At 72.9% G+C, this 12,902-nt stretch carries 8 protein-coding genes; 2 read left to right on the forward strand and 6 right to left on the reverse strand.

Annotated features, from left to right (window positions below; genetic code table 11):
* Positions 1-34: 34 nt before the first annotated feature.
* Entirely contained in the window at positions 35-1,006 is a 972-nt protein-coding gene (locus tag KBI5_RS12450) for a hydrogenase (protein ID WP_011435527.1), read from the reverse strand.
* A 277-nt stretch (positions 1,007-1,283) separates the two neighbouring features.
* Between KBI5_RS12450 and KBI5_RS12455 the strand changes: the two genes are divergently transcribed.
* Positions 1,284-1,916 (forward strand): hydrogenase maturation nickel metallochaperone HypA, encoded by a 633-nt coding sequence (locus KBI5_RS12455; RefSeq protein ID WP_241882842.1) that lies wholly within the window; start codon positions 1,284-1,286, stop codon positions 1,914-1,916.
* A 6-nt stretch (positions 1,917-1,922) separates the two neighbouring features.
* Positions 1,923-2,816, forward strand: a complete 894-nt coding sequence (gene hypB, locus KBI5_RS12460) for a hydrogenase nickel incorporation protein HypB (protein WP_085015303.1) — start codon at positions 1,923-1,925, stop codon at positions 2,814-2,816.
* 277 nt (positions 2,817-3,093) lie between these two features.
* On the opposite strand, the gene KBI5_RS12465 is transcribed toward hypB, so the two are convergent.
* The 5 genes from KBI5_RS12465 to KBI5_RS12485 all read right to left on the reverse strand — a co-directional run bounded on the left by KBI5_RS12465 (position 3,094) and on the right by KBI5_RS12485 (position 12,250).
* Positions 3,094-3,315: a hypothetical protein gene (locus KBI5_RS12465; RefSeq protein WP_085015306.1), complete on the reverse strand. Its 222-nt coding sequence runs from the start codon at positions 3,313-3,315 to the stop codon at positions 3,094-3,096.
* Between the two features lie 193 nt (positions 3,316-3,508).
* Positions 3,509-4,813, reverse strand: a complete 1,305-nt coding sequence (locus KBI5_RS12470; RefSeq protein ID WP_011435531.1) for a TIGR02679 family protein — start codon at positions 4,811-4,813, stop codon at positions 3,509-3,511.
* Positions 4,810-9,141 carry a TIGR02680 family protein gene (locus tag KBI5_RS12475; RefSeq protein WP_116289904.1) on the reverse strand — a complete coding sequence of 1,444 codons (4,332 nt, stop codon included), beginning with the start codon at positions 9,139-9,141 and terminating at the stop codon, positions 4,810-4,812. The genes KBI5_RS12470 and KBI5_RS12475 overlap by 4 nt, the downstream gene beginning before the upstream one ends.
* Entirely contained in the window at positions 9,138-10,406 is a 1,269-nt protein-coding gene (locus tag KBI5_RS12480; protein WP_085015304.1) for a TIGR02678 family protein, read from the reverse strand. The genes KBI5_RS12475 and KBI5_RS12480 overlap by 4 nt, the downstream gene beginning before the upstream one ends.
* Positions 10,403-12,250 (reverse strand): TIGR02677 family protein, encoded by a 1,848-nt coding sequence (locus KBI5_RS12485; protein WP_232235187.1) that lies wholly within the window; start codon positions 12,248-12,250, stop codon positions 10,403-10,405. Before KBI5_RS12485 ends, KBI5_RS12480 begins: the two co-directional genes overlap by 4 nt.
* Positions 12,251-12,902: the final 652 nt, after the last annotated feature.

Consider the following 12,902-nt stretch of genomic DNA (forward strand, 5'->3'; position numbering starts at 1 on the left):
GTCGGAGCACGCGCGGCTACCGGCTACCGGCCGGCTAGACGACGAACATGTCCTCCTTCGACCACTGCGGGGCGACTATCCGGGCAGCTGCCGCGTGTGCCAGGTAGCCGAGGTGGCCGCTGCCCGCCGGCACCTCCCGCGGAATGAGCCCGCCGACCTTCCGGGTCCTGAAGATCGTGCCGGGGGCGAGGTCGAAGAATGGGAACTCCGGCTCCGTGCACCCGATGCACGGCATGCCGGCGCGGGTCTTCGACGACTGGCGGTTCCACAGGATCCGGTTGCACGGGGAGTGGGTCATCGGGCCGCGGCAGCCGAACTCGTAGAACAGGCAGCCCTTGCGGGTCCCGTCCCCGAAAGCCAGGGTCGACTGCTTGTATTCGAAGTACTCCGCCCTGGTGCAGCCGGTCTGGGTGAATGTCGTGAAGAACGTCCGTGGCCGGTGCAGCTCGTCGAGCGCGATGTCGGCGGCCCGGCCGGTGGCCAGCGCCACGATGATCTGCGTGATCCAGTCCGGGTGGGCCGGGCAGCCCGGAATGTTGACGACGGGCAGCCCGGAGCGCGATCGGAAGTCCGGGCCGAGGAAACCGCCGCGTTCACGCTTGTGGAACTGCAGCCCGGTGGAGTCCGTCGGGTTCGGCGCCGTCGCGGGGATCCCGCCCCAGCACGCGCAGTCCCCGATCGCCACCACCACCTGGGCCCGGGCGGCCAGCTCGCGCACCCAGTCCTGCATGGGCCGCTCGGCGAAGACGTCGAAGCCGCCGGTTCCGTTCGGGCCGCGGATCACCGAACCCTCGAAGACGAAGATGTCGACCGGCCGCTCACCCCGCGCGCAGTCGGTGAACAGCTCCCGGGCCTGGGCGCCGTTCTCCAGCCCCAACGACGGGTGCCAGAGCAGTTCCAGCCCGAAGTCGGTGATTAGGTCGACGACGTTGGGCTCGTCGGCGTTCAGGAAGGACATCGTGTTGCCGCTGCACGCCCCGCCCTGGAACCACAGCACGGATGACATCAGTACTCCCTTCGTCGGACGGGCCGTGGTCGGCACCGCGGTCCGCCGCACCGCCCACCTCCACGAGCGGACCGAGCCCTCCGTCGAGGTGATCAGAAGCCGCTGGGCCGGGTGATCGTCGGGTGGCCCGTCGCCTCACGGAGACTTCCGGCAGAGCAGACGCTATGTCCCCCAGCGCCGGACGCCTATCGACAGTGCGCGGAGGCTGCCACCAACGCGCAGTCACCAACGCGCAGTGCGGTTTGGTGAAGCGCACACGACCGGGCGAGAGTGGGGCATGCACCGGCCATCCCAGCCCGCCCTCATCGACGCCCGTGGGGCGAGCGCCGAGGTACGGCCCGGCGAAGTGGTGAGCCGGTGCGATGCCGGCTCGGGCGGGTCACCGGATCAGGCGGGTCGCCGGAGGGTGCCGGGGGAGGACCGGGCGATGCACGAGCTGTCCGTCTGCCGATCGATCGCGGACGTCGTCACCCGGCACGCGGCCGGTCGGCCGGTCACCCGGGTGCACGTCCGGGTGGGTCAGCTGCGCCAGATCGTGCCGGAAACCCTCGCCTACTGCTGGGAGCTGATGAACGCTGGGCCCCCGGAGAACGCTGGGCCCCCGGAGAACGCTGGGCCCCCGGAGAACGCTGGGCCCCCGGAGAACGGCGCCGATCCCCCCGGCGGGCAGGTGCTGGCCGGGTCCGTGCTGGAGGTCGAGAGCGTGCCGGTCAGTGTGTGCTGCCGGGTGTGCGGGACCCGCGGCGAGTTGGCGGACCGGGCGCTGCGCTGCGGCACCTGCGGCGCGGCCGGCGTCACCATCGTCACCGGCGAGGAGTTCCTCGTCACCTCGTTCGAGGTGGCTTCCGACCCAGTAGTTCCCGACCCGGCGGCTCCCGGCTCGGCAGCTCCCGACACCGTGGAGGCGTGACACGCCGTGGGTCGCTTCCATCCCCACCCGGAAGGGGCGCATCCCCACCCGGAAGGGGCGCCGCACGAGTACTCGGGTCCGCACCCACCGGCCGGGGTGTCCGTCGGGGACCATGCCGGCTATGGCACCGGGCCCGAACGGGTCGAGGTCCTCGAGCGGATCCTCGGGGAGAACGAGCGGGTCGCGCTGGCGAACCGGGCCGCCTTCGACGCCGCCGGCGTCACGGTGGTGAACCTGATGTCCGCTCCCGGCGCCGGTAAGACCACCCTGCTGGTCGGGACGCTGCGCCGTCTCGGCCCGCAGCTGCGGGTCGGGATCATCGAGGGCGACATCGAGACCAGCATCGACGCCGACCGCCTCGACGGGCTCGGCGCGGCGATCGCCCTGATCAACACCGGTAACGGGTTCGGCGGGGAGTGCCACCTGGACGCGCCCATGGTCGCCTCGGCGCTGGGCCGGCTGCCCCTGCGCGACCTCGATCTCGTCGTTATCGAGAACGTCGGCAACCTGGTGTGCCCCGCCGAGTTCGAGGTCGGGGAGGACCTGCGCGCGATGGTGTTTGCCGTCACCGAGGGCGAGGAGAAGCCCCTCAAGTACCCGGTCATGTTCCGCTCGGCCGACCTGGTGCTCGTCAACAAGACGGACCTGCTTCCCCACCTCGACTTCGACCTTGACGCGTTCCGGAAGAACCTCGCCGACGTCAACCCGGACGTGGCTGTGCTGGAGGTCAGCGCCCGTACCGGCCRGGGGGTCGACGCCTGGTGCGCGTGGCTGCGCGCCCTACCCGGACAGCGCCCGGAGCCTACGATCGGCGGGGCCGCGCTCGATGACGACGGGGATCCAGCGCGGGCGGGCGCTCGACGGCGGGCGCCTGGAAGGCGACGGTCTCGACGTCCGTGACCGCGACATCGATGATCTCGACATCAGACAGCCCGAAGTCGGGTGCCTGGAAGAGGCGGATCGTCAGAGGCGGGGGCTCCTGCCGCGGCAGAGAGCGCGGCGGCTCCGACGCGGAGAAGAGGGGGATCGAGGCGGTGGCGATGAGATGTCTCGCTTTCGGGGTGGGGCTGCCGAGTGGAACGAGGGGTAGGACGTCAGGGCGGTGACAGGCTTCTCCGCGGGACCTTCCGCCGCCTACGTGGCGTCTTCGGGTTCCGCGAATCGAAGCCTCACGGCGTCAGAGACGGGACATCTTGCTGAACGGGCTCAGAATGCGTTCCTGCTGGGAACCGAAATCGACGAGGACGGCGACTTCTGCTTCGACCCCGGTTACCTGGCCGAGACCGTACATGTCGTGGGTGACCCGGTCTCCTACGGCGAACCGCTTGCACGGCGGGGTGACCGGGGYCTTGAAGGGGCTGGTGGACAGACGGGGCCTGGGTAGCGCTGACTTGGTCATCGCCTCCAGTATGCGCCTGCCGCACCGGGCGCCGCTGGTCGTCGTTGACGAAGACCAGACGATCACCGCTGCTCTCACCGGCCATGGCGCCCGGACGAGCGAGGTTGCCGACCTGCTGCCCGCGCGTGTCGCCGGGACTCTACCGGCCGCACCCTTGAGCGCCTKGCCTTTATCTACCGAGTGTTATCGAGTGTTACCAGGCGTGTGGGGCGCCGAGGTCGTTGATCAGCTCGGCGAGGACGAGTTCCTCGTCCACTCTGATCGCATGGTGCTCCAGCGCGGGGCGCAGGTCGGGGTCCCAGGCCGCGTCGACCGGCCGGCCAACCAGCTCGCCGCCGGTCACCGTGGTCAGCGCCGCCTGATAGGACCGGGCGTCGAAACGCCATGGCCGCCAGCCGATCCGTTCCCGCAGGCCGTTGGCGATGCGGATGCCGCCCCAGTCGAAGTCGCCATGGTAGGCAAACCGCGCGCCCTGGCCGGCGAGCGCCGCGAGCAGGCTGATGACGGCGGCCGACGGCTGGCCGTTCACGCACACCAGCGGCGGGGTGCGGCCCGCCAGCTCGTCGGCGGCGCTGGCCAGCACGATCGGATTCTCGCACAGGTACACCACTCCGAGGCCCACCCCGAGGTCGCCGCGGTCCTGGCCCGGGCCGACCTGGCGCAGAGTGAGCACGCAGGGCTCCCCCGCCTCGCGACAGATGGCCAGGATCCGGCCGGTCGGGCTGTCCGCCCCGCCCGGCAGACCCAGGCAGAGCACCGTGGACGACAGTTCGTCACGGTGCACCCCGACAGCGGCCCACGCGGCGCGACGGCCCGCGGCCGAGCCGTCACCCGCCGGGTGGGATCCGCCCAGTACCCGGGCCGCCGCCAGGGCCAGCGTCGCCAGCGGCCGGCCGTCGTCGAGCGCGTGCGCGTCACCGGTGCTGGTGGCGGCCAGCCGGCCCAGCGCCACGCCGGGTGAGGGCAACGCGTCGAGCACCCGGAGCAGGTCGGCGGCCAGCGGCCCCGCCGCGTCCGGGGTGCCAGCCAGCCGGCGCAGCAGGCCGGTGCTGTCCAGCCAGGACCGCCAGGGGGTGAGTTCGGGGCGCCGGGCGAGGAGGTCGTCCAGGGGCTGGTGCGCCTGCGCCCAGGCTCGTGACTGCGCCGCGGCCAGCTCCGCCCGCTCCGTGACATCCCCGGTGAGCTGGCGGACGGCGGCGGCGAGTCCGTCCGGCGCGGCGCCGCTGGACCGCAGCACCGCGTCGACCTCGTCCAACGACACGGACAGCGAGGCGCCGGTGCCGGCCCGGCGGCCCAGCAGCCGCTCGACCCCCCGCCGCTGGTCCGCGCTGGCCCGGCCGAGGGTGACCGTCCCGGTGAGCGGCCGGCCCAGCTCGATCCTGCGCCGCACCCGGTCGAGCAGCCACGCCGTGTGCTCACCGCCCAGCAGACGACGCAGCCGTTCCACATCGCGGGCGGCTTCCGTACCGCGGGAGGCCCCGGTCGACGACGCGCTCACTCGAACGGCAGGGGCTCGGTGTTGCCGCTCTGCGCCGGACGGAGCGGCTGGGGCTGGTCGGGTTGGTCGGGCTGGTCGAGTAGCTGGGGCTGGTCGGGTTGGTCGGGCCGCTCGGGCTGGTAGGGCACCGGYCGGTCGACGCGGGTGCGCTCGTGCCCGTCCCACCGCCACGGCGTGACGAGCACGGCATCGATGCCGTCCCGGCGGGACAGCTGCGCGATCGCCAGGCCGGGAACCTGCGGGTAGCAGCCCCACTCGCGCTCGCTGGTCATCACCACATCGAGGTCGAACGCGGCGAGCAGACCCAGGCACTTGGCCCGCGAGTCGTCGTCCACTCCGGCGAACGCCTCGTCCAGGGCGACCAGGCGGGGTGCGTGCCGGTTGCCGGAGGAGTCGTAGAACGACGAGGCAGCCGCGAACAGCGGCACCGACGCCGCGAGCACCCGCTCACCACCGGACGCCGGACCGCTCGCCGGCCGCCACTGACCGTCCTGGAACCGCTGCACAGCGAACTCGTGCCAGTCGCGGTAGTCCAGGGCACGGGTCAACTGCTCGGCCCATCCGCCGGTGGTGTCCGCGCTGTGCTCCCGGTTGATCTCCTCCTGGAGGAACGCGCCGACGGCGGTCCGCTCGGCGGGGCTCCAGGCGTCGGCCGTCTGCCGCAGCAACCGGTCGCGCACCGCGCCGAGCCCCTCGGGGGCGCTGCGCGCGACCCGCCACTGCAACCGCAGCCGCATGCCGGTCGACGTGGGCCGCTGCGCGAGGTCCGTGTTGATCCGGCGAACCTGGCCCTCGGCGTCGCTGATCAGTTCCTGCAGGGCGCCGGCCACCTCGTTCACAAGGTGGTTCTCCAGGATCTCGCGTTCCTTCGCGGACAGCAGCATCGCCCGCTGCCCGGTCTCCGTCTCCAACGCGGCGACCAGGGCCGGGATGTCCTGCTTGCGGCCCTGGAACAGGACGTCGACCACGATCACGCCGTCGGAGACGACCATCCCGACCGAGTGGCCGTGCCGGGACAGCGCGTCGGTGAGAACCTTGTGCTCGGCCGACACCCGCTGCTGCGCCAGCTCCCACCGGCGGTCGGTGTCGTCGACGTCGTCGAGGGCGGCGTTGACCGCCCGGGCGAGCGTGATCGCGGGGTACGGTGCCCAGCCGGCAGCCGGGTCCGGGATCTCCAGGTCCGGGACGGCGACCGCGAGCAGGCCGGTGGCCGCGAACGCCCGGAGCCTCGCGACAGCCGCCTCGCGTTCGGCCGCGGCGGTGGTGATCGCCTCCCGCAACGTCTCACGCCGGCCGTGAGCCCGGCCCCGGGCGTCGAGCGCATCCCGTTCGGCGGCCCGGGCCTGCTTCTCCCGCTGCCCGCACCGGTCGAGTTCGGTGTCGACGGCGGCCAGTTTGCGGAACAGTTCGTCGACGGCGGCGCCGGCCGTCTCGACCAGGACCCGGTGACGTTCGGCGGCCGCGTCGGCCTGCGTCTGCGCCTCGGCGACCGCCTCGGCGGTCTGTTCCTGGCGTTCCAGCGCGAGGGTGAGTTCGTGTTCCGCCTCGGTCGCCGCGCGGCGGGACCGGTCCAGCGATTCCGCCGCCGGCCACAGCGCGGCCAGCTCCGCCCGGTAGTCACCCAGGGCGTCCCGGACGTCGGCCAGCGCGGCCGGCTCCGCGGGCAGGCGCACGTCGCCGGCGAACTCCTCGGCCGCCGCCCGCGCCTCACCCGCGGCCTGCTGCCGGCGGGCCGCGACAGCGGCCGCCTCCTGGTGCTGGGCGTCGATCCGCCGCTTGGCCTTGTGCTCCGTGGCCAGCTGCGCGTGCGCCTCGCGCAGGTCGCCGTCGGAGGGCCGGGCCCCGTGCTCGGCGGCCAGCGAGAGCTGCCGGTCGGCCAGCTCCGCGGCGGCCGCGGCCAGCTCTTCGAGCCGTAGCTCGATCCGGGTCGCATCGGCGCGCAGGTGGTCGAGCCGGACCCGCCTGGCCGCCTCGCGGGCACCCTCACCGATGTAGCCGGCGGTTTCCTTGCGCCAACCGCCGGTCAGGACCCCGTTACCGAACCGGCCGTCCACGGTGACCCAGGTCTCGGTGCCCGAGGTCCTGTTGGCCGTCGTCCCGTTGGCCGTCGTCCCGTTGGCCGCCGGCCCGTGGACCAAGGAGCCGCCGGCCGGGCCGGGCCCGCCGCGCAGGCCGATCGTCGCGAGGACGGCGGCGACCGCGGTGTCGCTCAGCCGGGCCGCGCGTGCGTCGTCGCGGTCGATCGCCGGCGTGGGCACCGCGGCCAGCCCACCCCCCGGCGCCGGCCGCCCGGGCGTGACCAGAACGTCGTCGCTGACGGGGTCGTGCAGCCGCCCGTCCGGGCCGACCCAGGCGTCGAGGATCCCGGCGGCCTCCAGCGCCGCCTCGATTCCGGCCCGGTGCTCGTCGGGCACGCCGTCGACGAAGTCGACGACCTTCCACAGCGGGGCGCCGTCCCGGCCGTCCCGCCCGTGCTCGTCGCGGGTGTGCGGGGCCGGCGGCGAGTCGTGGCCACCGGCCGCCAGCCGCTCGATCTCCTCGGCGAGCCGTTCGAGTTCCCGCCGGGCGGCCGTCTGCTCGCCGTCGAGGACGGCCTGYCGGCGCCCGAGGTCGGCGGTGGCCAGCCGCGCCGCCCCGTCCACCGCGGTGGCGACCGGGTTGGACCCGTCGAGTGTGTCCACCCAGCCGGCCAGGGCCGCCAGCGCGGCGTCCGGGTCGGCCGGCCGCAGGTACGCGCAGCCGGCCAGGTAGGCCGTGCAGGCCACGACGAGGCCCGCCCCGCGCTGGGCGGTCAGGTCCTCGGCCGCCGCGATCCGCTCGGCGGCGGCCTGCTGCTCGGCAGTGATCCGGTCCAGGTCGTCCCGGGCCGCGCGCAGCGCCACGCCGGCGTCGGCCGCCGCGCGCAGCAACCCGTCGAGACGGTTCACGGCGGTGCCCTGCTGCCCGACCAGGGCCTCGGCGGATCGCCGGGCGTCGCGGTACGGCGGTTCCCCGCCGTCCAGCTCGGTGAGCACCGCGGCGTGCCGGCCGGTGACCAGGGCGGCCTCGGCCGCCAGCCCGGCGGCCCGGATCGCGGCGTCGAAGCCCGCCGCGTCGGCCTGGACCGTGCGTTCCGCACCCGTGAGCCGGCGCTTCCGGTCGCCGGCAGCCTCGGCCGCGGCCCGGCTGTCCCGCTCCCGCTGGGCGGCGAACCGGGCGAGCCGCCCGGCATCCTCCTCGGCGCCCCGCAGCGCCGCCGCGTCGCGCATCTCCGGGCTGTCCCGCAGCGCGTCCCGCCGGGCGGTCAGTGTGGCCTTCGCCTCCTCCACCTCGGTGAGCGCCTGCTGCGCGGCCGTCAGGGCCTCGACCGCCGCCTGATGCGCGGCGTCGGCCTCGGCGAGATCCCGCCCGTGCTGCTCGTAGCGGCTGTGCGCCTGCCGCGGCGGCGCGGCGTACCGCTTCGCGGCCACTCGGGCGTACCGGCGGTAATGGGTCAGGAATGCCTGCGCAGCCGTTTCCGCCTCGGCGAGGGCGCGCAGCGTCTCCCGTTCCTCGTCCAGACCCCGGAACGCCTCGGCCACGATGACCACGAGCGCGGGGTCCAGCGGCGGCAACGCCTCGGTGAGCGCCCGGGAGAGCAGCTTCTCGTCGGGCTTCTTGGACAGTTGYGGCTGGCGTAGCTGGATCAGGAGGTTGACCAGGGCCTCGTACCGGTGCCCGCCGAGACCGAACAGCGCTTCGTCCACGGCACGGCGGTAGTCCGACGCGGTGTCGTACACCGCGCCGTGGCCGTCGACGGCTTCTTTCAGTTTGTCCCTGGTCAGTGGCACCCGGGTCGGGCTGACCAGGGACAGCTGCGGACCGATCCGCTGGCGGGTCACGAAGAACCAGTGCCGGACGATGCCGCGCCCGCTGACCGCCTTCAGGCCGGCCCCGATCGTGCGGTACTCGGGGATGCCGTCACCGCCCAGCCGGCCGAACTCCAGCCAGGTGTAGCCGAGCCGCTCGGGATGCGGATGCCGGCCGCCCAGCAGCAGGTTCCATTCCATCCGCTTGTTGCGGTCACCGTCCGGTTCGACCCGGTGCGCGGCCAGCTCGCCGTCCAGCAGGAACGGCAGCGTCAGCGCCAGGACCTTCGACTTGCCGGTACCGTTGTTGCCCCGCAGCAGCAGCCGCCCGTCGTGGAAGTGGAACTCTTCCACGTCGTAGTAGAAGAGGTCGACCAGGCCGGCGCGCAGCGGCTGCCAGCGGTCCTCCCGGGCCGGTACGGGAATCGAGGCCGACGCCGGTGCCGGTGCGGGAATCGAGGCCGGTGCCGGTGTCGCGGGCATGCGGGTCGAGGTGCTCATCGGCGGCTCGTCTTCTTCCTTCTGGCCGGACCGCTTCTGACCGGGCCGGCGCCGCCCGCCCGGCCGTCGTGGATCGTCGGCGCCTCGACGRCGTAGCGCGCGATCGCGGGCCGGGCGAGCACTGCCGGCGGCTCGCCGGCCCGGCCCGGCACGTCCGTGACCAGCCGCAGCGCGCGCAGCTTGTCCAGCGCCATGGCGAGCAGCTCGGCGTCGGCACCCGGTTCGGTGACGCCCCGCCGCCAGTAGGTGGAATGCTCGGCCGCCATCTTCCGAACGTATCCACGCAGCCGGCCGACCGGCACCGGCTCCGCGGGATCCGGCCGGGTGGCGAGATACTCGGCGACTAGCAGGGTCACGTGGCCGTCGGTGCGCTGTTCCGGCATCCGTACGTCGGTGAGCTCGTCGTCGGGGTCGACCATCGCGATTCCCTCCGCGCGCATCTCGGCGATCAGACCGGTGGCGTCCTCGATCCGTCTGGTGATCGCCCGGCGCTGGCTGATCAGGTAGGCGCGCTCGTCCTCGGCGAGCTCGTCGTAATAGACGACGGGATCATCGAGCAGCCGGCGGGTCAACCGGCGGCGAAGCGACCGGTTGCGCAGGTCGTCGGTGTCGGGGACGGGCTCGTGGGTCAGCTCGGCGAGCCGCGCCCCGATGTCGTCGGCGTCGATGGTCGACGGGCCGCGGGTACCGGTCAGCAGCGACGCGAGCACCCTGCGGCGTACGTCGTACAACGCGTCGCCGCTGTCGCGCAGATAGGCGTCCTCCTCGCCGGCGACCCGATCCAGCACGCCGAGCGTGAGCAGCAGCCGGACCACCGCCACGAGGTCGGAACGTTCGTCCCGGCGGCTGAGGGTGAAGGTGACCCCGGTGCGGGCCAGTTCCGGGTCGCTCGCCGCGACCAGCACCCCTTCGGCCAACCGGCCGAGGGTGATCTGGGTGTCCGCCCCCTCCAGCACTGACAGCGCGAGGCACAGCAGGACGTAGCGGCGCCGCCCGAACGGCGCTCGGCCCTTCCCCTCCCGCGCCGGGTGCGTGTCGTCCTGGATGGTCGCCGCCGTCTTGAACAGCCGCGCCGATTCGGCGTCGACGACCAGCCGCCAGCCGGTTTCGGCGGCGAGCCACTCGCGCAGCTCGGACGCGTGCCGGCGGACCAGCCGCAGGACCTCGTCGTCCGCGCCGGCGGTGCGTAGCGGCCCGGCCAGCAGCGCGCGCAGGGCCCTGCGCCGCGCGGCCCGGTTCTCCTCGGCGACCGAGTCCGCCGTCATCCGGACACCCGTCCGGTCTCCAGCAGCTCGAGCCGGTCCGGCCCACCGGCGAGTACGACCGGAGCGAGGCCGTCCATCCGGCCATTCAGATCGTTTTGCCGGTTTCGGTCATTCCTGTCGTTCGAGTCGCTCCAGTCGTTCAGGTCGTTCAGGTCGTTCCAGGCCGCCGGACGCGATGCCGCACCGGCCAGGTCGACGATCTCGACGGTGTGTTCCGGGCCGTCCAGGACGCCATCCTCGGTCTCGATCCGCGCCACCCCCCCGCCGGGGACGAGGGTGAGGCGGATCAGGACCGTGCCGTCGCTGGACGTGGTCTCCACCTCGGTATCGCCCGCCAGCCTGGCGGCGAGCGCGTCCCCGAGCAGGCCGAGGAACAGCCGGAACGCCTGCCGGTCCAGGACGCCGAGCTGGGACAGCAGCACTGGCCCGTCGGTGGCGAGCCGGGCCCGAGCGGACGCGGCCTGCTCCGCCTCCCGCGCGGCCTGCTCGGCGAGCAGCCGCCGCTGCCGCGCGCGGTCCGTGACCCGGTTCGGCGTTCCGCGCCGCTCGTAGGAACCGGTCCGGCGTAGCTGCGGGCTGATCCGCATCGGCGGCGCATCCTGCCACGGCGTGTTCGGTGTCGGCTCGTCCTCCTGCCAGGCGGCGACGGTCTCCTGGCTGACGGTGAGATGCCGGGCCGAGGCCAGGCCGAATGCGGCCCGCCACAGCCGGTGGGCCGCCGCGTCGTCAGGAGCCTCGGCAAACCAGCGAGCGAGCGTGCGGAAGTCCGCCGACCGGTCCGAACGGCCGGTACGGCGCTCGTTGAGTGCGGCGACGGTATCGATGAGCTGGGTGATCGCGGTGATAGCCGCGCCCCGCAACAACCGTGCCTGGGAGGGACGGCGTGAATCCGCCGACACGAACCAGTCGTGCAGGCCGCGCCAGCGGTTGCGCCAGCCGTCCAGGGCCGCGGCGACCGCGGCGTCGTAGGCGGTCCGAATCCGCTCAGCGTCGGTTCGCCCGGCTCCGGTCCGGCCGGAATCGGATGCCCCGGAGCCGGATGCCCCGGAGCCGGATGCCCCGGAGCCGGATACCTCGGGCACGTCGGGCACGGCGTCGGTCGCCTCCCGACGGGCCGCGAGTAGCAGCAGGCGTTCGACGCCGGCCCCCTCGACCTGACCCAGCAGGGTGGCGATCTCCGCGCCCCGGTTCGCCAGCTCGGCGATGAACCGGTTGATGTAGTCGATGAGCCGTTGCTTGTAGGCGAGGAACGCGTCCACGTCACCGTCCGAGAAGTCGATCACTCGGCGGAGGGACGTCATGAACGCCTGAGCGTTGTCGGCCAGTCCGGTGAACCGCTCCGCCAGCCCCAGCAGCAGCAGGTGTACCTTCGCCGGGTCGAGATCGGCGGCGTCGCCGGCCGTCATCTCCACCAGGGCGCGCAGCTGGGCGGCGATGTCCTCCAGCGCCACCGACTGCAGGGCGCCCCGGCGGCCGATCGCCACCTCGTAGACGGCGATCGCCTCCTCGGCCGCCTGCCCGGCCGGGGTCAGCTGGTACAGGTAGCGCGCCCGGTGGAAGTCCGCCACCGTGGTCACCCGGCCGGTGTCCGGGTCGGCCCGCAGGTTGCCCCACTCAACGAGCTTGTCCAGCGCGGCGACGATCGACTCGGTCTGCCCCGGCCGCCCCAGATCCGCGATCACGTCCTCGGGGCGCATGTGGACGATGAACCGGTCCCGCGCCCGCGCGAACGTCGTCAGCACCTCCCGGTAGACGTCCGCGTTGGGGGCGCTCAGGTGCGCGAACGGCTGCCGGGGCGGCGCATCACCGCCGGCTGCCGGCCCGGTCTGTCCGTCGCTCGTCACACCGCCCAGTATCGCCCACCATGCTACCGCGTGAACGGCGGGTGACCGGCTACCAGTGACACTGCTGGGGAAGACGGGAGTCTGCGGGGTCGTCGGTGGCTGAAGCGACGGCCGAGTCTGGCAGGCCTGGACCAGCACCTCGATGCCTCACCTACTCCGCGAACTGATCGACATGCTCGCCGCCGGACACCGGCTCTGCTTCTACCTACCCAGTAGGTCACAAACCATGAACTATCGATCACGGCAAATCGCCGTCGATTACGTTGGAGATTGCTGCGATTCACGTCATTGGTGAAAGGATTAGAGCCCGATGGCGGGGGTATCTCTGGCTCGCAATCCAGTGGGGAACTTCCCCGAGGAGATGGCRGTGCGACACTGGAGGGGGCGGAAATGGCGCTCAGGAAAAGCCCGAAGTATTTTCTGATGGTTGTGATCGTTGCGCTCGGGACAATTTTGTCTGCGGCTCCTTCGATGGCTTCTCCGCCGAGAAGCGCGCCTGGCGCGGTCCATCGCAGTGATGTACATTGTTATTGGCGCCATATGAGCGGTCACTGGGTCTGGAGGCATGGACACCGGACCTGGATTCCCCCGCGCACGGTCAGGGTCTGTCGCTGAGATTCCAATAAAACAGGCTCTGCGCACTACGTCTGAA

The sequence above is a fragment of the Frankia sp. KB5 genome, assembly GCF_002099325.1.
Taxonomy (GTDB): domain Bacteria; phylum Actinomycetota; class Actinomycetes; order Frankiales; family Frankiaceae; genus Frankia; species Frankia casuarinae.